This is a genomic window from Bacteriovorax sp. BAL6_X (assembly GCF_000443995.1).
Taxonomy (GTDB): domain Bacteria; phylum Bdellovibrionota; class Bacteriovoracia; order Bacteriovoracales; family Bacteriovoracaceae; genus Halobacteriovorax_A.
This window is the reverse complement of record NZ_AUMC01000009.1, coordinates 1-24,501: the sequence shown is the minus strand read 5'-3', so window position 1 is coordinate 24,501 and position 24,501 is coordinate 1. Positions and strand designations below refer to the sequence as shown.

Below are 24,501 nucleotides of genomic sequence, written 5' to 3'. Positions count from 1 at the left end.
CTTTCCTTTGGGAGATTTATGCTTCTTCCCACTTCATTTTTTCTTTCATGTATTTCTCGCGCGCTTGATCGAGTGTATCTCGATGAGACTCGTTCATTTGCGAGATCTGATTATCATGAGTTTCCTTTAGTTCAGCAACTCTCGCTTCATGAGTCTTCTTCATGTTTTCAAGCTCAAGCTCCATGCGTCCGTGCTCTTCTTTTACCAGTTCAGTTTGCTTGTCTCTAATTTGCTTTAATTTAAGTTCTGTACTGTTTTCAACACTTTTAATTTCTGTTTCATAGTGTTTATTGAGCCTTTTTAGGTCGGCAAGATGCTTCTTCTCAGTCTTCTGATATTCCTGAGAGTTCTCAAGCTTGGCCTTCTTTAGTTGGTAGGCATGTCGCTTATACTCTTGCTGTTTGAATCTCTCTAGCTGTTGGCGATTGATTTCTGTTGACATAAATTACTCTTCTTTGACTAGGACATAAAAGCGTCCTAATATATTTTAGTAAGTATTTAACAGTAAGTGAATGGAGGCAAATATGTCCTTAAATAAAGGCCGTCGCGTATTTTTAGTAGATGGAAAACGAACGCCATTTGGTAAATTTGGTGGTTCTTTAACGGATATTAAGCCAGTTGACTTAGCTGTTGCTGCCACAAATTCACTACTTAGTGAAATTGGGGTTAAAGCCGACCTTATTGATCAGGTAATCTTAGGCAATGTTGTCCCTTCTTCGACTGATACTATGTACGGTGGGAGACATCTTGCTCTTAAGTCCGGATGTGCGCAAGAAACACCTGGAGTTACAATTAATAGACTTTGCGGGTCAGGTATTCAGGCCATTCTCGATGCAGTTCGTTTAATAAAATTAGAAGAAGCTAACTGTGTGCTTGCTGGTGGGACTGAAAATATGTCGATGGTTCCACATTTAACATATGGAGCACGATTTGGTACGAAATACGGATCATTGAAGAATGTGGATATGCTTCTTGATGCTCTAACTGATCAACATGCAGGTTGTCCAATGGGGATTACCGCAGAAAATCTAGGGGCCAAATATGAGGTTTCTCGCTCTGATTGTGATGAATTTGCTCTCTTATCACATCAGCGTGCAGCAGCCGCATATGAAGATGGAAAGCTTCAAAAAGAAATCTGTGAAGTTGAGATTAGAAAAGGCTCTGTTTCTAAGGATGAGCACTTGAGGGAAGAAGCTTCTCTTGAAGATATGAATAAGTTGCGTTCATCTTTTGTAAAAGATGGACTTGTGACTGCTGGTTCTGCATCAGGTATTGTTGATGGAGCGGCAGTTGCTCTTGTAGCAAGTGAAGACTTTGTGAATGAGCATGGACTAAAACCAATTGCTGAAATTATTGATGGTGCAGTCGTCGGTGTCGATCCAAATATTATGGGGATTGGGCCAGTTCCGGCCATTCGAAAACTTCTTGCTGATAATAAGATGGAACTTGATCAAATTGATCTTGTGGAAATTAATGAAGCTTTTGCAGCTCAAGCACTTGCTTGTATTAAAGAGCTTGCTCTTGATATAAATAAGGTTAATATCTGGGGAGGAGCAATTGCTCTAGGGCACCCTCTAGCTGCTTCTGGAACTCGTATTACAACGACTTTAGCAAATCAACTTGCAAGTGAAGGCAAGAGATATGGAATTGCTAGTGCCTGTATTGGCGGTGGCCAAGGAATTGGTATCTTAATTAAAAGAGTTTAAATGAAAAAAGTTAACGATGAATTAAAGTTCTTTCATCATGATTATGCATCTTTTCGCGACTGGCTTTGCTTGGATATTCAAAATGTTACGTGGCAAGGAAAGTACCGTGAAGATTTTGAACGCTTTTGGGATGTGTTCTTTGATGAAGACTTAACTCTTTTTGAGATTTCAAAAAGATTTTACTATATCATCGATAATATTCATGTTGGCCCACTTGAGTCTTGGTTTACTTGGCTTAGAGATAAATTCATTTGTTTTGTTTTTATTTCACGTGATGTTTCTATTGAAGAACTTGCTAGTAATTTACATCAAAGTGAGCGCGATACTTCAATCTTACTACGTAGTTTCTTCGTTGAAGTTTTTCCTCAGCATGAAGCTTATATCAATGAACATTTTACTATAAATGATATTCTTTCAGGTAACCGAAATGTTAGTGCAAATCAGTTAGTTACTGACCTTGGTATCGACCTAGCATTTTCAGGTAGCCACAATCATGAAATTTTAACATCTATGGAAGTAACACTTTATCAAGAGTGGATCTATTTTGTGAAGAAAATGGAAAAAGACTTTCGTGGAACAAGTTTTAATATTTCTAGGCTAAAACTAAGAGATAATTTAAGTTCCAAGATGCAGAGTCTCGCCCAAATCTTTGCCTTTATTGGAGTGGCCATATTTCTTATATGGGCAATTGAATTTGCCAATAGAACTTATGAAAAATATCTTTCAGATAAAATTAGTGTCTATGAACCTCAATTTCGCTGGGAGAATGAAGGTTTAAAATTCACTGAAGAAACAATTGCGGATCAAGAACAAATTGCACAATTTGAATTAGATATTAAAGATATTGAAAATGTTGACGACAGTGAAAACTTTCTTGGTGAAACTTTAGAAGATGAAGAACGTGATGAAGTAGAATCTGAAGTTGTCCTAACTTCAATTGATACTCTTCCTCGTGATATTTCTTCTGCCGATAGAGAACAGTCATCTTTTGAAGAGGATATTAAAGGTGGCGGTTATCGTGATAGTCGATACGGTAACACAAAAGTTTATCGTGTAATGATGAACTCTGCTGACACTAATGATACAAGAAAGCGTCTTAGTAAACTTCTTGATCTTTACCAAGTCACTCAGGTTGATAACGTTAAGCCTGGTCTCGCTGTTCCAGGTGGATTTTACTACAATCTCTATGTGCCTAGAGCTTATCTAAAAGAATTTATGGCCCAAGTAAAAGGGGATGACTCCGTAATAATTTACGAATCAAGAACTCGTACTCGTCGAAACCCACCGGGGCAAAACAAGGTTTTTATTTGGCTTAAGGCTATTTAAGCATCCGCCAAGTGAGGTGCCAAGTGAGGTGCCATGCTCTTTTGGTTTCGCATGTGCACAACAAAGGGTGCATGGCACCCTACAGTGGCACCCTACAGCGAAGGATCTACATCTGCCCATCTGGAATACTAAACAATGTCTTTACTTCACGAAGTAGTTGGTGTGTTTGACCTAGGAACCACCATTGTCTAACAAACCCAATTAACATCGAAGCAATAAACCCATAGGCAACACCAGAGTGTGTTGTCTTTTCAACCATATTTGTATCGTGTGCACCACCAAGGAAGAAAGCAATCATGCCAAGTATGATCATCAGCATTGTCCAAGGAATTGTTTGTCTCTTTGCAAGGTCTGCTTTGTGAACGTATCTTTTCACTTTTTCTCTATAAGGTGTTAAGTCACCTGGCTCTTCATCAAATAATTCATTTAAGTTTTGCTCACTCATAAGGATCAAATTGATATTGTTCACAAGGCGGGCAACACCAATGAAGTAAAACATGACGAACGCTTGTGCGAAGATTGTATAAAGATAGGCTGGAATGGCCAATTTAATGTGGCTAATGCCCACATCAACAAATCCTAGTGCTACGCAAGTTGTTAATCCAATTGCAGCAACCATGATAACGATCAGTCCTCTAAGTAGATAGGCCATAATTTCACCTTTTATAATTGTCAACTATACTCTAATTTGCTAATTCTTATCCCATATTTAATAAAACATTTACTATAAGGCAATTTCTTCGTGAGCGAGAAAAATCAAAACACTAAGTTAGATAAAAAACTACTTGAAAGTAATCCGGTAATGGGGTCATTAATGGTTCCTATTGCTATCGTACTAGTAGGAGCACTGATCATTTTTGGTGTGACGAAAATGCTTTCCAACGACCACTCTTATAAAGATCTAGTTCATGAGATGAAGTCGAAAACCTTTGGCAACAAGTGGATTGCAGCACTTGAGCTTTCTAAAGTTATCTCAGCTGGTGCAGTTAAAGAGGAAGATATTCCTTGGTTAGTTACGAATTTAAGAGATATCTATAAGACCACAGTTGACCCAAGAACTCGCGATTTTATTGTTGTGGCCATTGGGGCACTTGGAAATGAAGGGGGACTTCCTGTTCTTGAGCATGCTCTACAGGCAGATAATCCAGAGATTAATTTTCACGCGATGGTAGCACTGTCAAAAATGCCTAAAGGTATTTCATTTAAATGGGATCTTGTAAAAAAATTCATAGAGAAAAATGATGCGGCCATGGTGCAAGTGACAATCTTGACTCTTGCTACTCATGAAGTTGATAGTACAGAAGATTTGTTTACTAAGAGTCTTAATAGTGATCTTGGTTTTTCTGTGAGATATGCTGCGGCGACAGCGCTAATCGCATATAAGAACGATCAGGCCATTGCGACGATCAATGAAATTTTAAATTTAAATGATGAGTCTTTAGGTAAGAAGTTAACTGTTCAAGAGATTAGTGGCCTTAAATTTAATGTACTCACTGCGTTAAGGCGAGCTGGTTGGAAAAAGATGGCGCCGAGCGTTGAGAAAATGATTAATATTGAGAAAGATATAAAAGTAGTTAGTCTTGCAAAGGAAGTTTTAAATTCGTTGAAATAGTGATAACATCCTTCAAAGTATAAAATGAATTTGCAATAACTTATGAATCATAAATTGGGTCATCGTGACTTAAATTTGTGTATTTATGATTAGAAATAGAGGTTTTTTAAAATGTCTGATGATGTAAAAAAACAGTTAAACCGAAGAGAGTTCTTTAGTTTCGTAACTGTTGGTTGGGTAGCCTTCACTTCTGCGGTAGCAGGGTTTTTAACATTAATTTTCCGTTACACTTATCCAAACGTAAACTTCGAGCCAGAGATGGATTTCGTTGCTGGTCGTCCTAACGATTACGAGGAAGGTGTAGACGAGCGTTGGAAGAATGGTTACGGTGTTTGGATTGTAAAAATGGAAGGACGTCTTTTCGCTCTTTCTAACATTTGTACTCACCTTGGATGTGTTCCTAACTGGCTTCCTGCCGAGTTAAAATTTAAGTGTCCATGTCACGGTTCTGGTTATTACCAAAATGGTATTAACTTCGAAGGGCCAGCTCCAAGACCACTTGAAAGATATAAAATCTCACTAAATGCTGAAGGTAAAATCATTGTCGATAAAACTAAGATTTATCGTTATGAAAAAGGTCAGTGGGATAATCCACAAAGTTACTTAAAAGTTTAATTTAGATAAATAAATAGGAAGGAATAACAATGGCTAAAAGAGGTGTTGTTGATTACATTAGAGAAACTCAGGTCTGGAAATCGATCTTCAGACACGGGCCTCCAACGAACGCAAGAAATAGAGCTGCTGTCGTAGCTGGTAACGTGTTTTTACACTTACACCCAATCAAACTTAAGAAATCAGGGGTTCAACTTGGTTATACTTGGTGTATGGGTGGACTTACATTTTTCATTTTCTTAGCACTAACTGTTACTGGTGTACTTTTAATGTTCTATTACAGACCAACTGCAGAGTACGCATATAACGATATTATTGCACTTAAAGAGCACGTGCCTTTAGGGATTATGCGTGAAATTCACCGTTGGGGTGCTCACGCCATGGTTATTACTGTGTGGCTTCACATGTTCCGCGTATTTATGACAGGTTCATATAAACCACCTAGAGAATTTAACTGGGGTGTTGGTGTTATCCTTTTAGTATTAACTCTTCTACTATCATTTACTGGTTACCTACTTCCATGGGATCAGCTAGCGATTTGGGCGATTGCCGTTGGTTCAAACATGGCGAAAGCGACTCCATTTATGGGGCATGGTGGTCCAGGTGCAGCTTTAGCACAAATTGGTGACTTCGTAATGGTTTCTGATAAGAACGACGTTCGTTTCCAGCTTCTAGCAGGACGTTTCGTTGGGGAACCAGCACTACTAAGATTTTATATTCTTCACTGTGTATTCATTCCACTTGTTGTTGGTGTTCTAATTGCAGTTCACTTCTGGCGTGTAAGAAAAGACGGTGGGATTTCAGCACCACTTTAAAAAATATATTTTGAGAGAAAGGGATATATAAATGAAAGAACTTATAAACTGGCTGGCCGATCCGATTAGATCATTCCCGATTACGACGGTCCTATTCTTCTTCATGATGAAGTACTATCGTGTAGTAGGAAGCAAGAAATTTGCTAAATGGGCACTTATTGCTGCTGCTCCTATTACAGTTTGGTTTTGTATGGATGCAAACTTTAGAGCAATTATCCTATGGCCAGATAATATTCCAATTAACATTATTATCGTTCTTATTGCTTGGCTGACTTGGTATGCACTTTATAGAGCTGCTGAGAATGACAAGAGAATTGAAAATGGTGAGTGTCCAATCGAGGCACTTCCTGAAAATAGAGAGAAAGTATGGGTATGGCCTAACTTAGTTTTTACTGAGTTAATGTGTATGATCGGTACGACTATCTTCTTAGTTGTTTGGGCAATTATTTTTAAGGCTCCTCTAGAAGAGCCTGCAAACACTACTTGGGCCCCTAACCCTGCCAAGGCACCATGGTACTTCCTTGGTCTTCAGGAAATGCTTGTATATTTCGACCCTTGGATGGCCGGGGTTGTACTACCAGGTCTTATTCTTGTTGGTCTAATTGCAATTCCATATATTGATACTAACCCAAAAGGGAATGGTTACTTCACAATTAAAGAAAGACCAATCGCTATGTGGGGATTCCTATATGGTTGGATCGTTCTTTGGATGTACTTAATTATCGTTGGTACTTTCTTACGTGGACCAAACTGGACTTTCTATGGTCCATTTGAATTCTGGGACTTCCACAAAGTTGTTTCTGAATACAACGTAAACCTTTCTGAATTTGTATGGCTTAAGTGGCTTAACACTCCAATGCCTTCAAATATCGTTGTTAGAGAGATTGTGGGTATAATCCTAACTCTTGGTTACTGTTGTGTACTTCCAGTTGCGATTGCTAAATCGAAGTATGGAAAGAAGATTATCGAGAACACTGGTCAGATTAGATACTATATTTTCATCATCCTTGTACTTGGTATGACATCACTACCAATCAAGATGGTTCTTAGATGGCTATTTAGCTTAAAGTATATTATCGCTCTACCAGAGTGGGAACTTAACCTATAAGCGAATCTGGATATAGATATATAAAGATACTTAAAGAAGAAGTAATAAAGGGTATATAAAAATGTCAAAGAAACATGAGCCAGGCATGGCCTATGATATGAAAAAACTGAATAAGATCTTCGCGATCTTTTCACTGGTTCTTTTGGTTACGGTAATATGGGTATTCCTAGATGATTACATGAGACCATGGAAAGCAATTCAAATCGAAGCAATGAAGATTGAAAAAGAAAAAATTGCTAAAGATATTGCTGAAGAAGAAGCAAAGATCAGTACTGAAAAAGTAAAGGTTCTTAATGATGAACTAGCGGCAGCTAAGAAATCAGTTGAAGCTAAGGGCAAAGAAATTTCAAAAATTGAAGCTGAGCTTGATCAGGTAATTAAAGATATTAAAAAAGAGCAGATCGTTAATGGTCGTCTGAACTCAGACGTTGCTGCCCTTGCTTTTAATTACGGTGTTGCTCATGCTGAACATGCGCCAAATGCTCATTCTTTATTTGAAAAACTTCAAGAGAATAAGAAGAAGTTTGCTGCTTCTACTGATAAGAAGAAAGCACTTCAAACTAAAGAGAAGAATTTAAAGAGACAACTTGCAGCTTTTAATGCTGATGTTGATTCAATTAATAAGAAGATCAACGGAATCGTTGGTCGTCTAGAGCTTCTTAAAGGTGCAGAGAAGAGAAAAGAAGTAACTCCTGTATTCGCACTAAGAAACCTACCTTTTATCGACTTTATGGACCCAACTGTTAAGGTTCAACAAGTTGTATTAGAAAATATTACTGACGATAGATTCTTTCAACACGTACCGAAAGTTGATCGTTGTATGACTTGTCACACATTCATTGATAAGCCAGGTTACGAAAATCAAGCAAACCCGCATAAGACTCACCCTAACTTAGACCTAATGGTTGGAGCTAACGGTAAGCACCCAATGAAGAACTTTGGTTGTACTTCATGTCACGGTGGAGAAGGGCATAGAGTTAATGACTTTAATGCTGCTGCTCACATGCCAGCTACTGAAGAACAAAAACAAGACTGGATTGCTAAGTACAATTGGCATGAACCACACAAGGTGCCTATCGTACAATTAAGACGTGGTGACTATGAAGCTGGATGTGTTAAGTGTCACAGTGGTGTTCAATATATTCCACAGGCAACTACTTTAAATGAAGGTCGTCGTGCTCTTGAGAAATTTGGTTGTTATGCTTGTCACAAGATTGAAGGTTGGGAGCATAAAAGAAAGCCGGGTCCTAGTTTAGAGAAAATCGCTGCAAAGCTTGATAAAGAATTCTTTAAAAACTGGGTTTGGGAGCCAAAAGCATTTAATAAGCATGCAAAAATGCCTCAGTTCTTTAACAATGATAACAATAACTCGCCAGAGTTCGTTAAGAAGAATATCGCTGAAGTAAATGCAATTGCTGAAGTTATTTACGCACAGTCAGAAAGCTATAAGCCTTTCATGAAATATACTGGTGGTAATAAAGAAAAAGGTAAGCAACTTGTTGGTGAAATCGGATGTCTTGCTTGTCACGGTGTTAAAGATTTTGCACTTGAGTCTCAAAAAGTTGATGCTCACAAAGGTCCATACCTAGATGGTATTGGTTCTAAAGTAAAAGATGCAAACTGGATGGCTTCATGGCTTAAAAATCCAAGTCACTTCCAGGAAGATACAATCATGCCATCTTTCAGATTATCTGATAGAGAAGTTAATGATATTACAGCATACCTAATGAGCCTAAAGAATGATCAGTTCGAAAAACTTAAGTTTGCAGATATGGATAAAGCTGCGAGAGATGAGATCCTTGTAACTTACTTCTCAGCATTTGATACTATTGAAGTTGCTAAAGCTAAGCTTGCAACAATGAATGATCATGAGAGAACAATGGAGCTAGGACGACGTTCAATCGGTAAATACGGTTGTTACTCATGTCACAATATTAAAGGTTTTGAAGATCGTGCACCAATTGGTCCAGAGCTATCTAAACTTGGTTCTAAACCTTTAACTCAATTTGGTTTCTCTCACGAGAAAGTAGAACACTCAAGAGAAGCTTGGATTAAAGCACACCTATTAAACCCTAGAAGATGGGATAACGGTGTTGATAAACCATTTAAAGATTTACTAAGAATGCCTCAGTTCCATATGAACGAAAAAGACGCTGCTCTAATTACAACAGCTCTTATCGGACAAGTTGATCAGAAGATTCCTCTTAAAGGTGTTAAGAGATACGACGCTGCTGAAACTGTTGCAAATGAAGGTATGAAAGTTGCTGTTAAATACAACTGTATTGGTTGTCACCAAATTGATGGTGAATTCGGTGATATGCTAAAAATTTACGATGATGTAAACGAAGCGCCTCCTCGTTTAGTTGAGCAGGGCCACAGAGTACAAACTGACTGGTTCCATTACTTCCTTGGTGATGTATATGAAATTCGTCCATGGCTTAAGTTAAGAATGCCTTCTTTCAATATGAGTAAAGAAGAAAAAGAAAAACTTGTTGATATGTTCCGTGTAAAGGCTGACCAACCTATCTTTGACGAAAATGAAAAAGTAGTTTGGGAAAGTAAGGAAGAGAGACGTGCGGCCGTTCAGTTATTTAACGACCTGGCATGTGCTTCATGTCACACTACTGGATTCAATAGGGATCAAGCACTTGCTCCAGATCTTCACTTTGCGAAGAGAAGACTAAGAAAGAGTTGGATTAAGAAGTGGCTTGAAGGTCCAGATAAAATTATGCCTGGTACTACAATGCCATCTTTCTGGCCAGAAGGAGAGGCTGCGGATCCAGAACTTCTTGACGGTGATGCTAAGAGACAAATCGAAGCAGTTACTAAGTACGTACTTGAGTTAGGAAGTGATTTTTACTCACCAAAAGCTAAGAAAGCTGGAAAGAGATAACGGGAGTTTATAAATGGCAGGACATGCTAATACAAAAGATTTAGTTCATGACGGTGTAATTAGTTATCCAAATGACCCTCAGTTTGGGCACGCAAGTCCAAATAAAATTGGGATGTGGTTATTTCTTGGAACTGATGCCATGTCATTTTCAGGCTTACTAATTGCTTATGCAGTACTTCGTGCTACTAAGCATTGGCCAAACCCTGTAGAAGCTCTTGGTGGAGTTCACCTTTCAGGGATTATGACTTTCATTCTAATTTGTTCATCTGTTTCAATGGTTATGGCAATTGATGCTGTAAAAATGAGACAACCAAAAGCAATTAGAGGATGGCTTCTAGCTACAATTATCGGTGGTGTAATCTTCCTTGGTATCCAAGCATATGAGTACGTACATCTAATGTCAGATATGGGTATGACATTCTCGACTTACGAGCATGGTAATAACTTATTCTCGTCAACATTCTTTGCTATTACTGGTTTCCACGGGCTTCACGTACTATCAGGTGTAATATTTCTTATTTACATGTATGTACTTGCTCTTAAGGGACGTTTTGACAAAGGTGACTATGGACTTCTTGAAGTATGTGGTCTTTTCTGGCACTTCGTCGACCTTGTTTGGATTCTAGTATTTACATTTATTTATTTAATTTAATGAATGAACATATGTTGTAAGAAAGGCCCTACTTGTGTAGGGCCTTTTTTGTTTCGAGCTAAAATAATGGACTAAGCCCTCCGAAAGGTATATAAGGCAATTATATGAAAAGTTTCTTATTACCAATTGGCATATTAATTCTAGTACTATTTTCAGACTACGTTTTTGCGTGTCCTGGTTGTGCTGGATCTATGAATAATCCAAAAGATGCAAGGCTGGTTTGGATTCTTGTAACTTTCATTGGCCTAATCTATATTCCGTTTTTTATTCTTTATAAAACAATTCATAAATATAGAAAAAACTCAGTAGCTTCTAGGATTCATGAAGAAGAACAACAGTAATTTTATCTATACATTACTCTTTATACTAAGTGGATTAATTGCACTTTTCTTAGTTTGGTTTATCTACTTTAAACCTGAAGCGGCCGTTAAACTTTGGTGGGTTGATTATCTACCTATGGTAAATGCTGTACTGAATTCAATTTCTGCAACTTTACTGTTTGTAGGTTGGCGATTTATTAAGAAAAAAAATGTATCGGCACATATTAAATGCATGTCTGGGGCAACTGCTACTTCTGCATTATTTCTTGTTTCATATCTTCTCTATCATCACTTTCATGGAGATACGAAATTCATCGCACAAGGTTTAGTAAGACCTGTGTATTTTACAATTTTAATTTCTCACGTTCTTTTAAGTATTGTGATGTTACCGATGATTTTAATTACTCTTTGGAATGCTTTGACTGGAAGCTTTAAGAGTCATAAAAAATGGGCAAAGTGGACTTTACCCATTTGGCTTTATGTTTCAGTTACGGGTGTTTTAATCTTTTTCTTTTTGAAATATCTTAATTACTAGATTCTTTCTTTGCTTTCTTTCTCTCTTCAGCATCAAGTCTTGATTTTGGTAGCACCGCTTCGTGTGGAGAAACAACAACTTTTTCACCGATAATGACATCTCCCATAATCGATGCCTTTAGTCCAACTGTTGCTCCTCTTTTTATTACAGTTGGTGCTATTACGAGAAATCCAGCTTGAGCATAATGCGCAAAGATTGTAGCCGAGCCACCAATTGTTACATAGTCCTCAAGCGTAATTAGGCATGGATCTGAAATATTCGTTGTATTTATGACACAGTTTTTTCCAATCTTCATCCCCATCATTCGATAAAATAAAGTGATAATTGGTGTTGCTTGAAAGAAGTCTAAAACTGTGTAGCGTACTAATTGCGTTAAAGCATTATGGTAGTACCAAGGAAGAGTTTCTAGTGAAATCCAACTACCTTTAAATGGTTTCATTTTAAGAGGATAGATCCAGTTAAAGAATGGAACGATAAAGATAAGTGTTAATGCATAGGCTGCATAGGACATAACAAATGCAAATGACATTGTAAGAGCTTGAATAAGAAAGTGTTGGCCTACAACGTTTTCATAAGCTGTCGTTAAAAAGATATAGCCTGGAGTTAAGCCTAGTGTAATACAGATAATGTAAACAATAATTGGAGGTAGCATTGCTGCCATATAACCAATTGCTTGATTCTTTCTAAAAATATTCTCTATTGCTTTAGCAAGTCCTTTCTTGTTTGAGGCTCCTGATTGAAGCTCTTCTTGTGATTGCTTTTTCTTTTCTTCCATCTTTTCCTAACCAATATTTTTAATTATTTTAATAAGTTTAATTATATCATCACTATCTTGATATATGCTAAATCCAAAGCGCAAAATATTTCGACGGTAATCAATATTTACATGATTGGCCTTAAGGTTTGCGGCGTAGTCTTCACATTCATGTGACGTTGAAAATTTGAAAGCAATAAAATGACCTTTGTTTGTTGTTGCCACTATTTTACTTTCTAATTTTGTACCTAAGATACCAGTTAAGAATTCAGTTTGATTCTTTTCGACGTGAGAGTGAATATCACGTACCGAAATGTTCTCATGCTTCCATAAATTTAAAACTGCATTCATTCGATAAATTGCTGAAAAGTCCATTGTCGATCCAGCAAAACGAAAGCCGTCATTACTAAATGGGACTTTGTCTTCACTGAAGTTTGTAAGATCTCCCATCTGCGCAAACCAACCTGTGTTTCTTGGAGTTAGTTTTGTATTTTTGGGAGAGATAAGAAAACATGAACCTTCCCCGGAGCCACAGTATTTATATCCACCGGCCATGTAGAAAATTCGATCTTCTATTTCACTTAGGTCTGTAGGCAGGGCCATAAATGCATGGTAGGCATCAATGACAATTTCGGCCTTAGTGTTAATTGATTTTACAAAAGAGACGAGATCCTTAATTGCAAAGGCAGAATTAAAAAATACTTGGCTAATGAAAATCAGATCATATTTGTCAGTATTTGCTTCTTGAATGAAGTTTTCAAGAAAGCTTTCGTCATTAGTGTTCTGAATCTTGGTCACTTCGAAAATATCTTCTTCCGAAAGACGGTTAATTTGACGATCAAATGAGTAGAATTCACTATCAGTTGTTAAGATTTTTGCCCCATGGGGAAGACCTGAAAGAACTCGATAAGCTAACTCATGTGTGTTTGGTGCAAATGTAATTTGCTGAGGATTTGAAATATTTAAAACGCTTGCAATATTAATTTGTAGCTGTGCAAACTCATTTGAAAAAAACTTCCCCCATTTTTCGTCAACGTATTTAGCACTATCATCCCAATATTTGATTTGCGCCTCTCTTGTGACATCTGGCCAGTAATGGTGAGAGTGGGCCGCAAAATGAAGTTTTCCTTCGTTTGCATTTAAAAATCTTTCAAAATATTTTTTATACATTCTAATCTCTGTAGTTAAAGTTCATCGCGGTTTTTAGTTTCTCCGGAAGAACTGGTCTTTGTGATCTTGGAATAATAAAAGTTGAAAGGTTAAATAGGTCGATAAACGATCGATTGTTATCAGCAGCATCTTTTAAATACTGATGACCAGAAGACCCACCTGTTCCAATTTTTGTTCCTAACATTCTATGTGCCATCAGTGCATGTTTGTAGCGCCAAGTAGTAAAGTTCTCATCAATATCCATAAGGTGAGCGAGTATAGTGTATGGAAGAGTTAGTATAGGCTCATCTCGATATAGGAGAACGAATAGGGCATTTAGGGTAGCTTTTTGAGAAAGTCTTCTCTTTCCCTCTCTTACTAATTTATTATATTCATCAGAATTAAAAAGCGTTTCAAATGTATCACGAGTACTTTGAAGGTTCGCCTTTTGAATCTCTAACGCTTTTGGTGGAAGAGTTGCCATATTATCTAAGACTGTAAGCTCATCTCCACATAACATATCTTCAACACATGATTGATATTCACTCCAGAAATCAAATTCATCGTTAAATGTGAATGGCATTCTTTCTAGCCACTTTTCAAGGGCCGAGAATAAAGTAGGCTCTTTTTCAATTTTTAGAAGTCTTTGCTTATCTTGTTCGTTCAGCCTTCCAAGGAAGTATTCTCGATCAACTTCTTTCCTTTGATTTGTAGAAAGTCCTAGCAAAATTTCAATTTCTCTAAATTGAACACTTTGGAAACCTGAGGCAGGAACTAATAAATCTCTAAACTCAAGAAAGTCCATTGGCGTCATTGTTTCCATTACTTCCAATTGTCCCAAAAGAAGCGTTTGTACTTTTTTAATTCTTTCAAGTCTTGAGCAAACAGTTGAAAGTAGTGACTCTTCCACTTTTTCTGCAGAGAAAATGCTTTTTATCGAATTAAACTCGTGAAGTATTTGTTTAAACCATAATTCATATACTTGATGCACAACTATAAAGAGTGTCTCATCATGGGCCTCATCTCCATATTTTTTAGAGAGAGGATTTTGCGTATCGAGTAATTTATTCAGTTCTAAATAGTCACCATAATAGACAGGTCCGTGATTTTTGTGCATATTGACTCCTTATAAAGAAATAGTATCCCATCACTTTGAAATTGAAAATTATTCATATTTCTTGTTGGGTTAAGAAAGTTGAAATCAAGTTGAAGTTGAAATGGAAAGTTCTAAAAAGTTACGATTCAAAAAGTTTTTGCCTGTAGTCATAATCACTGTTTTTGCACTTATTTTAATTGGAGGAATGGTTAGAAGTACTGGAGCTGGAATGGGATGTCCTGATTGGCCAACTTGTTTTGGTCAAGTTGTTCCTCCAACGAGTATTGATCAGCTTCCTGCTGATTATCAGACTCGTTTTGCAAAACCTGGTCGAGTTGTCGCAGTATTCAATCCAATTCACACATGGACTGAGTATTTCAATAGAATGGCCGGTGTGTGGACAGGTATAGCTTCAATTATTCTATTTGTGCTTTCATTTGCTTATAAAAAAGAAAATAAGAGGGTTGTTTGGCTATCTGGCCTAGCTCTATTCTTAGTCGTTCTAAATGGTGGTGTTGGAGCAATGGTTGTAAAATCACACCTACATCCTGGGGTGATTACGATTCATATGCTCTTGGCGATATTTCTCGCTTTTGCCCTTGCCCATCTAAAATACGAAGTGACAGAAATTGAATTTCTTCGCAAGCATAACGTAGACCGTTACAAAGACTTCTTATGGGTTCTTGTTGGTCTAGTTGTGATTCAAATTGTACTTGGTACACAAGTTAGAGAGCAAATTGATTTAATTACTAATACTGAGCCGAATTTATCTCGAACAAATTGGGTTGATCGTCTTGATATGATCTTTTATATCCACCGTTCGTTCTCAATTCTAATTCTTTTAGGTTTTTCTTACACTCTTAGGAAAGTCATGGAAGAGTTTAAAGAGAACTCTTTTGTCCAAAAGAAGTGTATCTCTATTATGTTAGTATTAATTGGTGTCATCACAGCAGGTGTCATTTTAGCATACCTGGCATTCCCTGCTCTTGCTCAACCAGTTCACTTACTATTTGCAATTTTACTATCATATTTTATTTATGAATTATTAATCATCCTTAAAAAATCACAAGAAGTGGAGCTGTAATGTATCGTACACTTGCCTTCATCAATATCTTATTAACATTAGGTTTAATTGTCATTGGTGGGTTAGTGAGTGCGGACTTCACTGGCCTAGAATGTACTTCTTGGCCAATTTGTTATGCGGTGACTGTTGATAAGTCGTCAATATATCCGATACTTCACAGAATCTTTGCTGGAATTATTATTGTTTTAAATACATTTCTTTTTATTAAACATCCAAAAGAGAAATCTGTACGCTTAGGCCTATTCCTTCTCGTTCTCCAATCACTTCTAGGTGGGATTAACTTTATTTATAAATTACCTACTTTAGTTAGTGTTTTTCATTTAATTCTAAGCTTTGCTTATATCGCTATTTTTTCTCAGCTTTTTTATCCAGTTGTAGAAAAGCAAGATTTACATTTAAAAGGTTATTCTCCATCAGCAAAAGACCTTGTTTTCATTATGTTACTCATTGCTTTTGCGCAGTTCTTTTTTGGTGGAATTGTTCATCAAACCGCAACAAAAGATGTATGCGGGCTAGGGGATAATATTAATATCTTATGTCAGACGACAGAGGGACTAAGTTTTTGGCCTTCAACTGTTGCTGCGCAAATTCACTCCCTTCATAAGTATCTTGGAGTTCTATTCTTAGGCTTCTTGCTAGCTTTTCTTTTTAATATCAGAAAAACGATCTTACTCTTACATGGAAAAGCCTTTAAGCAATTTTCGTTGCTAACCGGAGGTTTAGTTACTCTATTTCTCATTCACTTATTTAACGCAAAGAGATTGTTTTTACTGACTGATACGACCTACTTTCAAGTACTACATCTTTTATTAGCAGTTCTTATCACACTAAATCTACTATTCTTGTTCCAGTGGTTTAAGCGTTTTGAAGATACATATTTTGGTGGGTATAAGCACACAGTTGCAAGTGACTTATTAAGTTTAACTAAACCACGCCTAGGTTTACTTGTTGTTTCGACAATTGTGTCGGGGATTCTTCTGACAGGACAATATGTTGATTTCTTCTATTTAATTAATGCGCTGATTTTTTCAATTTTGATCGTGATGTCAGCAACGACAATTAATTGCTATATGGAGATTGAAGTTGATTCAAATATGGCCCGTACAAAAGATCGCGCCCTTCCTGCTGGAAGAATAAAACCAATTTATGCCGTTATTCAAGGTTGGCTACTTTTCATTCTTGGATTTAGCTTAACTTACGTATTTGTAAATAAAACTACAGCTTTACTTGGTGCGTTGGCATTTTTTTCTTACCTTTATGTGTATACGCCAATGAAGAGGAAAAGTCCTGCCGCGTTATTTGTAGGGGCTTTACCTGGTGCAATTCCACCGGTGATGGGCCGCACAATTGTAACAGGTGAGATTGATGGTCTAGCAATTTTATTGTTTGGAATTTTGTTTATTTGGCAGATTCCTCACTTCATGGCCATCTCGATTTACCATAAACAAGATTATGCGGAAGGGGATATTAAGGTCTACCCTCACTACTACTCGATTACCAAAATGAAGATCTGTATTGCTCTTTGGACATTACTCCTGTTTTTGTTTAGTAGTGCGGGGTACTTCTTCGATCTTAATTCTAAGAATTTTTATATCGCGTCTCTAGTTGTGAATGGCGTATTTTTCGCACAGAGTTTGCAAAGCTTTTTTATTCATGATGAGCCGAGTTATGTAGCTTGGGCCCGACAATATTTTTGGGGTTCTATAATCTATTTACCACTCTTGCTATCAATGATGATTTTCCTTAGCTAAATCGTGGAAAATGTTATAAAAAAGGGTTAAAATTTATCAATTCAAATTAATAAAGTATTTCAATAGAAGGAAGGTCTATGGGATTTTTGACACCTGTTTTAGCTACAGTTGTTAGTACAACTTCTAAGCAGATGAGTCTTTGGGAAAGAATGAAGCCACCTGAAGATATCTCTGTGCACGGTCACTTAATCGATTGGTTATTTGGCTACACTACTTACATGAACATCTTTTTCTTCGCATTGGTATGTGCAGGATTATTTGGTTTCTCTTACTTTTATTCAGCAAAGAGACACCCAAAGCCTTACTATACTTATGGGAATAAGAAGATTCATATCATCATTGCGACTGTAATTGGTCTATCAGTATTCCTTGGAATCGATATGAACATTACAAGAATGTCGAATGAAGACTATGTAAATGTTTTTGCTAAGTGGCCAAAAGAGGATGAGAATCCACTTCGTATTCAGGCACTTGGTCAGCAGTGGGCATGGCACTTTAGATATGCTGGTGCAGACAATGTTTTTAATACTGAAGATGATGTTGTTCAGCTAAATGACTTAAGACTGCCTATTGGTCGAAAAGTTGTTATTCAAGTACTTTCAAAAGATGTTATTCACTCTCTATATTTTCCAAATGCTCGTCGTAAGGTTGATGCAATTCCTGGTCGTTTAACTCGTCTATGGTTTGAGCCAACTAAAGCTGGTACTTGGGATATTGCTTGTGCAGAGATGTGTGGAACATATCACTATAGAATGAAAGCTTCACTTACTACTTACTCTCAAGAAGACTATGCTGCTTGGATTGCAGAGGCTCAAGAGAAAGCTATTCATGAGAATGACCCTGAAAACCCTGAATTATTCTGGGGTTGGAAGTGGCAGTACTAATTACAAGATAACTTTTAGGAGAATATAAAATGGCATTTTTCGAGCAACATATTCACTCAGAGCCAAAGACTTTCATCTCAAAGTATATTTTTTCTTATGATCACAAAGTGATCGGAAAACAATTTCTTTGGTACGGAATCATCGGCCTTGGTTTAGGTGGGATGATGGCCCTTATGATTCGCTGGACACTAGCGTTTCCTGGAGAGGCATTCCCAATTCTAGGTAACTTACTTTTCCCTTCAACAGGAGGAGTTGTTCCACCAGATACGTACGCGATGCTTTTTACTATGCACGGTACGATCATGATTTTCTACGCTATTACACCAATTCTAATTGGGGCGTTCGGAAACTATCTTATCCCACTGCAGATTGGGGCAAGAGATATGGTCTTCCCTTTACTTAATATGCTTTCTTTTTGGATTGCAGCTGCTTCAGCGTTAATCCTTGTTGCATCTCTATGTTTACCATTAGGTGCTGCAGCAGGTGGTTGGACTTCATACCCAACTTTATCGACGCTAATTGGTTCACCTGGGGCCGGGCAAACTCTTTGGACACTTGCTCTTTTCCTTCTTGGTGTTTCTTCAACAATGGGTGCAGTTAACTATATTACAACGGTTATCGTTCTTAGAGCTCCGGGGATGGGATACTTTGATATGCCACTATCTGTTTGGGGTCTATGGCTAACAGCTATTCTAAACGCGATTTTCCTTCCAGTTCTTGGTGCAGGTCTTTTACTACTATTATTTGACCGTGTATTTGGAACTACTTTCTTCCTAGCTGGTGCAGCTGCAACTACTGGGACAGGTGATCCAATCCTTTATCAACACGTATTCTGGATTTTCGGTCACCCTGAAGTATATATCCTTATTCTTCCTGCATGGGGGATTGTATCTGACTTACTTTCTTTCTTTGCAAGAAAACCAGCATTTGGTGCGAAAGCAACTGCGCTTTCAATGACTTCAATTACAATTCTTTCAACAATTGTATACGGTCACCACATGTACACGACTCAAATGAGTCCACTTTTAACTCAAACGTTCATGACTCTTACAATGACGATCTCAATTCCATCTGCAATCTTCTTTGCAAACTGGTTAGGGACAATCTGGAAAGGGTCGATCAAATTTGATACTCCAATGATCTTCTCACTTGGTGTTGTATTTGTATTTGGTCTTGGTGGTCTAACTGGTCTATACCTAGCAACAGTTACAACTGACCTTTACCTACACGATACTTACTTCGTAGTTGGTCACTTCCACTACACGATGGCAGCTTCTGTTCTTCTTGGTGGATACGCAGCGATTTACTTCTGGATGCCAAAAATGTTTGGTAAGTTCCTGAATGAATTCTGGGGAAAGGTACACTTTTGGATCACAATGATTGGTCTAAATGGTGTATTCATGGGAATGATGATTGTTGGATACGCAGGTATGCATAGACGTCTTTATAACCCATTTGTTTACGAATTCATGGAAAGACTAATCCCAATTAATGCATTTGTTACTTACTCTGCATTACTTATGGGTCTAGGGCAAATTCCATTCGTGATCAACTTTGTTTACACAATTTTCTTTAAGAAAGAAAAAGAGCCAGTACCTAACAACCCTTGGAATGTTGGTACTCTAGAGTGGACAATTCCATCACCTTCACCAGTATATAACTTCAAAGAAGTTCCTGTTGTTAAGTGTGGACCACACGAATTAGGAAACCCTAATCTTCCTGAAGGTAAGGATTTCCAATATCAAACTGAAGAATTAGTTGAGGCGTAATTAGAATGAACCAAGTAATGTCGAATAAAGAACTAGAAGCGAGAAAGATTACATCATCAATTGCGATGATCGTCCTACTTGTTTCTTTTACAATGCTCTTTGCTTCAATGTTACTTGGTTATTCAGTTTACCGTCTAACTGTCGATGTATGGCCACCTATGGGGATGCCGAGAATACCTCTAACAATCCCTGTGGTTAGTACAATAGTTATTGCGTTAAGTTCTGTGACCCTAGTATTATTTGAATCAGCATTCAATAAACAAAATACTAAGGCCATGAGGCTTTACTTCGCTCTAACATACTTACTAGGTCTAGGTTTCATGTTTGTTCAATGGCAACTTTGGAACTCAATGGCCGCGATGGGACTTCAAGCTTCTGGCGGAGTTTTTCCATCACTTTTTTACGCACTAACTTGGACACATGCTGCGCATATCGTTCTAGGTTTGATTGCACTTTTATTTCTTCTACCTGTTTCAATGAAAGGTTACAGTATGGAGAAAGTAACTTGGGTACAGAACGTATCAAAGTTTTGGCACTTTTTGGGTGTCGTTTGGTTAGTAATGTTTATCGTTATGTTTGTATTTTAAGAGGATAGCTATGAAGAAAATGGCATTAACTTTAACAGCAATGTTTACAATTTTATCTTTGGTTTCTTGCCAGGAAAACCACTTCAAAGAAGATAAAGTATTCGCAGGTGGCCTCTATGTTGAGAAAGATGTTCTTAATAGAGGGAAGCAAATTTACACTGAATACTGCATGCCTTGTCACGGTGTTGACGGTGACGGTAAAGGTGTTGCAGCTAAGGCAATGAAAGTACCACCACGTGACTTTACTAAAGGTGTCTTCAAATTTGGAGAGGTTGAAGCAGGAACTCTTCCACACGATAAGCACCTATACAAGATTCTTGAGAAAGGTCTTCATGGAACAGCAATGCTTCCTTGGGACTTAACTGAAGATCAAATGTTTGAAGTTGTTCAATACATCAAGACTTTCGCTCCATCTGTTTGGGAAGGTAAGGATAAGGAGCTTGGTAAGCAAATTACTCTTGGTAAAAACCCATATGGTGTTGCTCACATCCAGTCTGCAATTGAAGAAGGTAAGAAGGTTTACCACTCAGATGCTATGTGCTGGTCATGTCACAGAGCTTACGTTCCAAAAATGGAACTTGCTCAGCTTACAGGTATGAGTGAAGGTGATTTCTCTGATGCAGATTATCAGTCTAAGCTTCAAGAAACAGAGTGGGGATTCAAGTCTTTACCACCAGATTTTACTTGGAACACAATTCGTTCGGCTGAAACAGTTGAAGAGATTGCTCTTCGTTTAGCAGCTGGTGTTGGTGGTACAGCTATGGCCGCTTGGAAAGGTACACTTACTGATGACCAAATCTGGGCCGTTGCACACTACGTTGACTACCTAAAGAGTTTAAAAGATACAGAAGCTCGTAAAGAGTTAATGGATCGTATTAAAAATCAATAAGAGTTAAATAATGACTAGTTTAGGTATAAGAAGATCAAATTCACTAATCGAAACGCTTGTCTCAAAGAAGGCGTTTTGGTTAGTTTTTGTTCTTTATTTCTTTTCTGTACCTTTTTTAAAATCGGTTTTCAGAGAACTTCCTCCTGAACTACCTGTCGTAAAAGAGCTGCCGGCCTTTTCACTCACTAATAGTTTTGGGAAAACATATGGGTCCAAAGAACTAGAAGGTCGCGTTTATATTGCGAACTTCATTTTCACAAATTGTCCGTCAAGTTGTCTTAGACTTACGGCCGAAATGCAAAAGATTCAAAAGAGAGTTAGAGGATTAGGACAAAAAGTTGCTCTCGTTTCATTTACTGTGGATCCTGAAACGGACAATCCTAAAACACTATTTAAATACGCTAGAAAACATCAAGCGAACCCTTATATTTGGACTTTCTTAACTGGTAAGACTGAAGATATGCAAGCTACAATCATAGACGGTTTTGGAACTGAGATGGGGAAAATGCAAGAAGTTGAAGCTAATGTTAATGGTGAAACGGTAACAATGTTTGATATTGCACACTCTGAAAAGCTTGTTCTTGTTGATGGACATGGTAAAATCAGAGGTTATTACGATTCAACTAGTAAAGATATTAATAAGCTAATGATTGATCTTGGTTTACTAGTTAATAAAGAACAGTACTTAAAAAATTAATTTATTATAAATGGAGAATAAAATGGCTGAAGGCGCACATCATTCACACAAGAAATTATATATTTTTATTTTCTTCGTTCTAACGTTCCTAACAGTTGTGGAACTTATCATTCCTGGGATGACAAATATTGCAAAGTTTTACCGCGATAGTGCTCTAGTTCTTTTAGCATTTGGAAAAGCTTTCCTAGTTGCTTACTACTTCATGCACTTAAATGAAGAAACAAAGTGGACTCGTTTTGTTGCTGCAATCCCAATTTCAGCTGGAGTTTATGCCACTGTGCTTATTTTAGAATCAATGTTTAGATAATAAGACAAAAAGGAGTTTGTATGTCTGAAAACACGAATACGACTACACAACAAGTACCAAGTAAAGAGCCATTACCAGTAAAAGACGGACAGTTTACTGCAAAGACAAGTTGGATTATTGGATTTTTAATTCTTGGGCTCCTAATTTTAAAAACATTCATTTATACGAAAGATAAGAAAAGACACGGAAAATAATAAAGCCTGCATTTAATGCAGGTTTTTTTTTATCAACTCGTAATTAATTGTGCATTTAATTCCTAGTCACTAAATCCTTAAACACCGAAAACAAAATATAAAAATATCTTTTGTATTGATTGTTGAACATGGTTTCTTGTTGAAAGAAGTAAGTTTATCTCACTTATTTAACCTAGCAGACTAAATTGTTACAACGCTCTTAGAATCTTCTATGAAACCTTAATTGATATGCTCTTAAAAACTTTTTAATTGTATTGAATCTTTTTGATCATGAAAAAACCTGCACTAAGCAGGTCTATTCAATCTGATAAAGATTAGTATTATTCTATGTATTCAATACTAATGATTTTATCGTCCTTTTTAACTTTCTTTAGGATGTCTAAACCATCAACAACCTGACCAAAAACAGTATATTTATTATCAAGATGTGGAAGTGCAGTTAAAGCAATATAGAACTGAGAATCAGCACTATTTTCATCTGTTAAAGTACGTGCCATTGCCATCGTTCCTGTAACATGACTTATATTATTAAATTCTGCTTGAATTTTTTTTCCAGAGCCACCACTGCCTGTTGCTGTAGGATCTCCAGTTTGAATAACGAAGTTAGGTATTACACGATGGAAGGATAAACCATCATAAAACCCACTTTGTATTAACTGAATCATGCGTGCGACAGTATTTGGTGCCTTTTTTGGGTAGAATTTAAAAGTAATATTTCCGTGAGAAGTCTTAATAATACCTTCTGATTCAGATAATCCTGTACGATCTACATTTATTTTAAAGACATCAACCTTTTTGTCCGATACTTCTTCCTGTGTTTTTGTATCAGTGTGCTTTGTACATCCTATAAAGATGAAGAGAAAGAGTGATATTCTTACAAGCTTAACAATAGTCATTATTTAAAATCTCCTTTTCTAATGAAATTATGATAGGAAATTAAAAAAAATGCAAAAGAAGTAAAAAAAAAGAAAAAAGTGTGTTGACATATGAAACGAGGTCACATAAATTACGTTTCACCTTGAGAGATGAACGAAACAAATCACTGCTTAAACAGTGAGAGTTATCTTGTGGGCGTGTAGCTCAGTTGGGAGAGCACCTGCTTTGCACGCAGGGGGTCGCAGGTTCGACTCCTGTCATGTCCACCATTTATTTCAAGAGGCTCTTTAACATTTTAATATAGTATAAAAGATTTGCTGCTTAGGCAGTAAACAAGATGAGAAGAAATCCAAAATAAGTTTTAAACGGTTTTTGAAAGATCTGACGTAACTGAATCATTGAAGTTACTTCAATCAGTCAGATGCCATTTAAGCTTAAAATCTTTGAGTTTAAATCGGAAGATTCAGGACAAACGTAAATTGAGTAAATTAAATTTTTTCAAGATATATGCTTGGAGAGTTTGATCCTGGCTCAGAACGAACGCTGGCGGCATGCTTAACACATGCAAGTCGAACGAGAAAGCACCTTCGGGTGTGAGTAGAGTGGCGCACGGGTGAGTAACGCGTAGGTAATCTGCCTCATAGCGGGGGATAACCAGGAGAAATTCTGGCTAATACCGCATACGATCTACGACATGGAAAAAGTAGATGAAAGAATGCCTCTCCTTGGAAGCATTTACTATGAGATGAGCCTGCGTTGCATTAGCTTGTTGGTGGGGTAACGGCCTACCAAGGCGACGATGCATAGCTGGTCTGAGAGGACGATCAGCCACACTGGAACTGAGACACGGTCCAGACTCCTACGGGAGGCAGCAGTGGGGAGTAT

At 37.3% G+C, this 24,501-nt stretch carries 25 protein-coding genes, 1 tRNA gene and 1 rRNA gene; 21 read left to right on the top strand and 6 right to left on the bottom strand.

Annotated features, from left to right (window positions below; genetic code table 11):
• Positions 1 to 16 precede the first annotated feature (16 nt).
• Positions 17 to 442: a hypothetical protein gene (locus tag M902_RS08825; RefSeq protein WP_021267413.1), complete on the bottom strand. Its 426-nt coding sequence runs from the start codon at positions 440 to 442 to the stop codon at positions 17 to 19.
• 82 nt (positions 443 to 524) lie between these two features.
• Here M902_RS08825 and M902_RS08820 point away from each other — a divergent pair, with 82 nt between their 5' ends.
• Both M902_RS08820 and M902_RS08815 read left to right on the top strand, forming a co-directional pair.
• On the top strand, positions 525 to 1,706 hold the full coding sequence (locus M902_RS08820; protein ID WP_021267723.1) for a thiolase family protein: 1,182 nt from the start codon (positions 525 to 527) through the stop codon (positions 1,704 to 1,706).
• Positions 1,707 to 3,032 carry a hypothetical protein gene (locus M902_RS08815; protein ID WP_021267608.1) on the top strand — a complete coding sequence of 442 codons (1,326 nt, stop codon included), beginning with the start codon at positions 1,707 to 1,709 and terminating at the stop codon, positions 3,030 to 3,032.
• A 106-nt stretch (positions 3,033 to 3,138) separates the two neighbouring features.
• Here the strand turns inward: M902_RS08815 and M902_RS08810 are convergent, their stop codons facing one another.
• On the bottom strand, positions 3,139 to 3,684 hold the full coding sequence (locus tag M902_RS08810; protein WP_021267445.1) for a hypothetical protein: 546 nt from the start codon (positions 3,682 to 3,684) through the stop codon (positions 3,139 to 3,141).
• A gap of 90 nt (positions 3,685 to 3,774) precedes the next feature.
• Between M902_RS08810 and M902_RS08805 the strand changes: the two genes are divergently transcribed.
• The 8 genes from M902_RS08805 to M902_RS08770 all read left to right on the top strand — a co-directional run bounded on the left by M902_RS08805 (position 3,775) and on the right by M902_RS08770 (position 11,579).
• Entirely contained in the window at positions 3,775 to 4,644 is an 870-nt protein-coding gene (locus M902_RS08805) for a HEAT repeat domain-containing protein (RefSeq protein WP_021267520.1), read from the top strand.
• Positions 4,645 to 4,755: 111 nt separating this feature from the next.
• Positions 4,756 to 5,259 carry a ubiquinol-cytochrome c reductase iron-sulfur subunit gene (locus M902_RS08800; RefSeq protein ID WP_021267552.1) on the top strand — a complete coding sequence of 168 codons (504 nt, stop codon included), beginning with the start codon at positions 4,756 to 4,758 and terminating at the stop codon, positions 5,257 to 5,259.
• A gap of 29 nt (positions 5,260 to 5,288) precedes the next feature.
• On the top strand, positions 5,289 to 6,071 hold the full coding sequence (locus M902_RS08795; RefSeq protein ID WP_021267697.1) for a cytochrome b N-terminal domain-containing protein: 783 nt from the start codon (positions 5,289 to 5,291) through the stop codon (positions 6,069 to 6,071).
• A 31-nt stretch (positions 6,072 to 6,102) separates the two neighbouring features.
• Positions 6,103 to 7,179, top strand: a complete 1,077-nt coding sequence (locus M902_RS08790; RefSeq protein WP_021267606.1) for a putative membrane protein — start codon at positions 6,103 to 6,105, stop codon at positions 7,177 to 7,179.
• A gap of 61 nt (positions 7,180 to 7,240) precedes the next feature.
• Positions 7,241 to 10,072, top strand: a complete 2,832-nt coding sequence (locus M902_RS08785; protein ID WP_021267532.1) for a c-type cytochrome — start codon at positions 7,241 to 7,243, stop codon at positions 10,070 to 10,072.
• Positions 10,073 to 10,085: 13 nt separating this feature from the next.
• On the top strand, positions 10,086 to 10,724 hold the full coding sequence (locus M902_RS08780) for a cytochrome c oxidase subunit 3 (protein ID WP_021267400.1): 639 nt from the start codon (positions 10,086 to 10,088) through the stop codon (positions 10,722 to 10,724).
• A gap of 104 nt (positions 10,725 to 10,828) precedes the next feature.
• The gene (locus M902_RS08775) at positions 10,829 to 11,065 is read left to right on the top strand and encodes a hypothetical protein (RefSeq protein WP_040314543.1); all 237 of its coding nucleotides are present in this window, start codon (positions 10,829 to 10,831) and stop codon (positions 11,063 to 11,065) included.
• Positions 11,046 to 11,579: a DUF420 domain-containing protein gene (locus tag M902_RS08770; RefSeq protein WP_021267624.1), complete on the top strand. Its 534-nt coding sequence runs from the start codon at positions 11,046 to 11,048 to the stop codon at positions 11,577 to 11,579. Before M902_RS08775 ends, M902_RS08770 begins: the two co-directional genes overlap by 20 nt.
• Here the strand turns inward: M902_RS08770 and M902_RS08765 are convergent.
• Genes M902_RS08765 through M902_RS08755 form a run of 3 tightly spaced genes read right to left on the bottom strand, consistent with a single transcriptional unit; the run spans position 11,569 to position 14,599 of the window.
• Positions 11,569 to 12,354, bottom strand: coding sequence for a transferase hexapeptide repeat protein (locus M902_RS08765; protein ID WP_021267670.1), 786 nt, complete (start codon positions 12,352 to 12,354; stop codon positions 11,569 to 11,571). The genes M902_RS08770 and M902_RS08765 overlap by 11 nt on opposite strands.
• A 6-nt stretch (positions 12,355 to 12,360) precedes the next feature.
• Positions 12,361 to 13,503 (bottom strand): aminotransferase class V-fold PLP-dependent enzyme, encoded by a 1,143-nt coding sequence (locus tag M902_RS08760; protein WP_021267642.1) that lies wholly within the window; start codon positions 13,501 to 13,503, stop codon positions 12,361 to 12,363.
• 1 nt (position 13,504) lies between these two features.
• Positions 13,505 to 14,599, bottom strand: coding sequence for a tryptophan 2,3-dioxygenase family protein (locus tag M902_RS08755; RefSeq protein ID WP_021267625.1), 1,095 nt, complete (start codon positions 14,597 to 14,599; stop codon positions 13,505 to 13,507).
• A 100-nt stretch (positions 14,600 to 14,699) separates the two neighbouring features.
• Here M902_RS08755 and M902_RS08750 point away from each other — a divergent pair, with 100 nt between their 5' ends.
• The 9 genes from M902_RS08750 (at position 14,700) to M902_RS16515 (ending at position 22,740) form a co-directional block, all read left to right on the top strand.
• A complete protein-coding gene (locus M902_RS08750; protein ID WP_021267541.1) occupies positions 14,700 to 15,662 on the top strand; it encodes a heme A synthase in 963 nt (320 codons plus the stop codon).
• Positions 15,662 to 17,413, top strand: coding sequence for a heme o synthase (cyoE, locus tag M902_RS08745; protein WP_021267494.1), 1,752 nt, complete (start codon positions 15,662 to 15,664; stop codon positions 17,411 to 17,413). The genes M902_RS08750 and cyoE overlap by 1 nt, the downstream gene beginning before the upstream one ends.
• Positions 17,414 to 17,490: 77 nt before the next feature.
• Positions 17,491 to 18,297: a cytochrome c oxidase subunit II gene (locus M902_RS08740; RefSeq protein ID WP_021267405.1), complete on the top strand. Its 807-nt coding sequence runs from the start codon at positions 17,491 to 17,493 to the stop codon at positions 18,295 to 18,297.
• Positions 18,298 to 18,326: 29 nt separating this feature from the next.
• Positions 18,327 to 20,066, top strand: coding sequence for a cbb3-type cytochrome c oxidase subunit I (locus tag M902_RS08735; RefSeq protein ID WP_021267663.1), 1,740 nt, complete (start codon positions 18,327 to 18,329; stop codon positions 20,064 to 20,066).
• A gap of 5 nt (positions 20,067 to 20,071) precedes the next feature.
• On the top strand, positions 20,072 to 20,653 hold the full coding sequence (locus M902_RS08730) for a cytochrome c oxidase subunit 3 (protein ID WP_021267572.1): 582 nt from the start codon (positions 20,072 to 20,074) through the stop codon (positions 20,651 to 20,653).
• A gap of 10 nt (positions 20,654 to 20,663) precedes the next feature.
• Entirely contained in the window at positions 20,664 to 21,542 is an 879-nt protein-coding gene (locus M902_RS08725; RefSeq protein WP_021267527.1) for a c-type cytochrome, read from the top strand.
• A gap of 10 nt (positions 21,543 to 21,552) precedes the next feature.
• On the top strand, positions 21,553 to 22,239 hold the full coding sequence (locus M902_RS08720) for an SCO family protein (protein ID WP_021267438.1): 687 nt from the start codon (positions 21,553 to 21,555) through the stop codon (positions 22,237 to 22,239).
• Between the two features lie 22 nt (positions 22,240 to 22,261).
• Positions 22,262 to 22,546, top strand: coding sequence for a cytochrome C oxidase subunit IV family protein (locus M902_RS08715; RefSeq protein ID WP_021267717.1), 285 nt, complete (start codon positions 22,262 to 22,264; stop codon positions 22,544 to 22,546).
• A gap of 20 nt (positions 22,547 to 22,566) precedes the next feature.
• Positions 22,567 to 22,740 carry a hypothetical protein gene (locus tag M902_RS16515; RefSeq protein WP_021267443.1) on the top strand — a complete coding sequence of 58 codons (174 nt, stop codon included), beginning with the start codon at positions 22,567 to 22,569 and terminating at the stop codon, positions 22,738 to 22,740.
• Between the two features lie 320 nt (positions 22,741 to 23,060).
• On the opposite strand, the gene M902_RS08710 is transcribed toward M902_RS16515, so the two are convergent.
• Positions 23,061 to 23,636, bottom strand: coding sequence for a peptidylprolyl isomerase (locus M902_RS08710; RefSeq protein WP_021267508.1), 576 nt, complete (start codon positions 23,634 to 23,636; stop codon positions 23,061 to 23,063).
• 173 nt (positions 23,637 to 23,809) lie between these two features.
• Here M902_RS08710 and M902_RS08705 point away from each other — a divergent pair.
• Together M902_RS08705 and M902_RS08700 are read left to right on the top strand one after the other, a co-directional pair.
• A tRNA-Ala gene (locus M902_RS08705) sits at positions 23,810 to 23,885 on the top strand.
• A gap of 239 nt (positions 23,886 to 24,124) precedes the next feature.
• A 16S ribosomal RNA gene (locus M902_RS08700) occupies positions 24,125 to 24,501 on the top strand; the annotation flags it as partial.

What these genes read in the sequence shown, in the direction of transcription:
- M902_RS08825 (WP_021267413.1), bottom strand. Translation starts at nt 442, where the DNA reads ATGTCAACAGAAATCAATCGCCAACAGCTAGAGAGATTCAAACAGCAA.
- M902_RS08820 (WP_021267723.1), top strand. Translation starts at nt 525, where the DNA reads ATGTCCTTAAATAAAGGCCGTCGCGTATTTTTAGTAGATGGAAAACGA.
- M902_RS08815 (WP_021267608.1), top strand. Translation starts at nt 1,707, where the DNA reads ATGAAAAAAGTTAACGATGAATTAAAGTTCTTTCATCATGATTATGCA.
- M902_RS08810 (WP_021267445.1), bottom strand. Translation starts at nt 3,684, where the DNA reads ATGGCCTATCTACTTAGAGGACTGATCGTTATCATGGTTGCTGCAATT.
- M902_RS08800 (WP_021267552.1), top strand. Translation starts at nt 4,756, where the DNA reads ATGTCTGATGATGTAAAAAAACAGTTAAACCGAAGAGAGTTCTTTAGT.
- M902_RS08795 (WP_021267697.1), top strand. Translation starts at nt 5,289, where the DNA reads ATGGCTAAAAGAGGTGTTGTTGATTACATTAGAGAAACTCAGGTCTGG.
- M902_RS08790 (WP_021267606.1), top strand. Translation starts at nt 6,103, where the DNA reads ATGAAAGAACTTATAAACTGGCTGGCCGATCCGATTAGATCATTCCCG.
- M902_RS08785 (WP_021267532.1), top strand. Translation starts at nt 7,241, where the DNA reads ATGTCAAAGAAACATGAGCCAGGCATGGCCTATGATATGAAAAAACTG.
- M902_RS08780 (WP_021267400.1), top strand. Translation starts at nt 10,086, where the DNA reads ATGGCAGGACATGCTAATACAAAAGATTTAGTTCATGACGGTGTAATT.
- M902_RS08775 (WP_040314543.1), top strand. Translation starts at nt 10,829, where the DNA reads ATGAAAAGTTTCTTATTACCAATTGGCATATTAATTCTAGTACTATTT.
- M902_RS08770 (WP_021267624.1), top strand. Translation starts at nt 11,046, where the DNA reads ATGAAGAAGAACAACAGTAATTTTATCTATACATTACTCTTTATACTA.
- M902_RS08765 (WP_021267670.1), bottom strand. Translation starts at nt 12,354, where the DNA reads ATGGAAGAAAAGAAAAAGCAATCACAAGAAGAGCTTCAATCAGGAGCC.
- M902_RS08760 (WP_021267642.1), bottom strand. Translation starts at nt 13,503, where the DNA reads ATGTATAAAAAATATTTTGAAAGATTTTTAAATGCAAACGAAGGAAAA.
- M902_RS08755 (WP_021267625.1), bottom strand. Translation starts at nt 14,599, where the DNA reads ATGCACAAAAATCACGGACCTGTCTATTATGGTGACTATTTAGAACTG.
- M902_RS08750 (WP_021267541.1), top strand. Translation starts at nt 14,700, where the DNA reads ATGGAAAGTTCTAAAAAGTTACGATTCAAAAAGTTTTTGCCTGTAGTC.
- cyoE (WP_021267494.1), top strand. Translation starts at nt 15,662, where the DNA reads ATGTATCGTACACTTGCCTTCATCAATATCTTATTAACATTAGGTTTA.
- M902_RS08740 (WP_021267405.1), top strand. Translation starts at nt 17,491, where the DNA reads ATGGGATTTTTGACACCTGTTTTAGCTACAGTTGTTAGTACAACTTCT.
- M902_RS08735 (WP_021267663.1), top strand. Translation starts at nt 18,327, where the DNA reads ATGGCATTTTTCGAGCAACATATTCACTCAGAGCCAAAGACTTTCATC.
- M902_RS08730 (WP_021267572.1), top strand. Translation starts at nt 20,072, where the DNA reads ATGAACCAAGTAATGTCGAATAAAGAACTAGAAGCGAGAAAGATTACA.
- M902_RS08725 (WP_021267527.1), top strand. Translation starts at nt 20,664, where the DNA reads ATGAAGAAAATGGCATTAACTTTAACAGCAATGTTTACAATTTTATCT.
- M902_RS08720 (WP_021267438.1), top strand. Translation starts at nt 21,553, where the DNA reads ATGACTAGTTTAGGTATAAGAAGATCAAATTCACTAATCGAAACGCTT.
- M902_RS08715 (WP_021267717.1), top strand. Translation starts at nt 22,262, where the DNA reads ATGGCTGAAGGCGCACATCATTCACACAAGAAATTATATATTTTTATT.
- M902_RS16515 (WP_021267443.1), top strand. Translation starts at nt 22,567, where the DNA reads ATGTCTGAAAACACGAATACGACTACACAACAAGTACCAAGTAAAGAG.
- M902_RS08710 (WP_021267508.1), bottom strand. Translation starts at nt 23,636, where the DNA reads ATGACTATTGTTAAGCTTGTAAGAATATCACTCTTTCTCTTCATCTTT.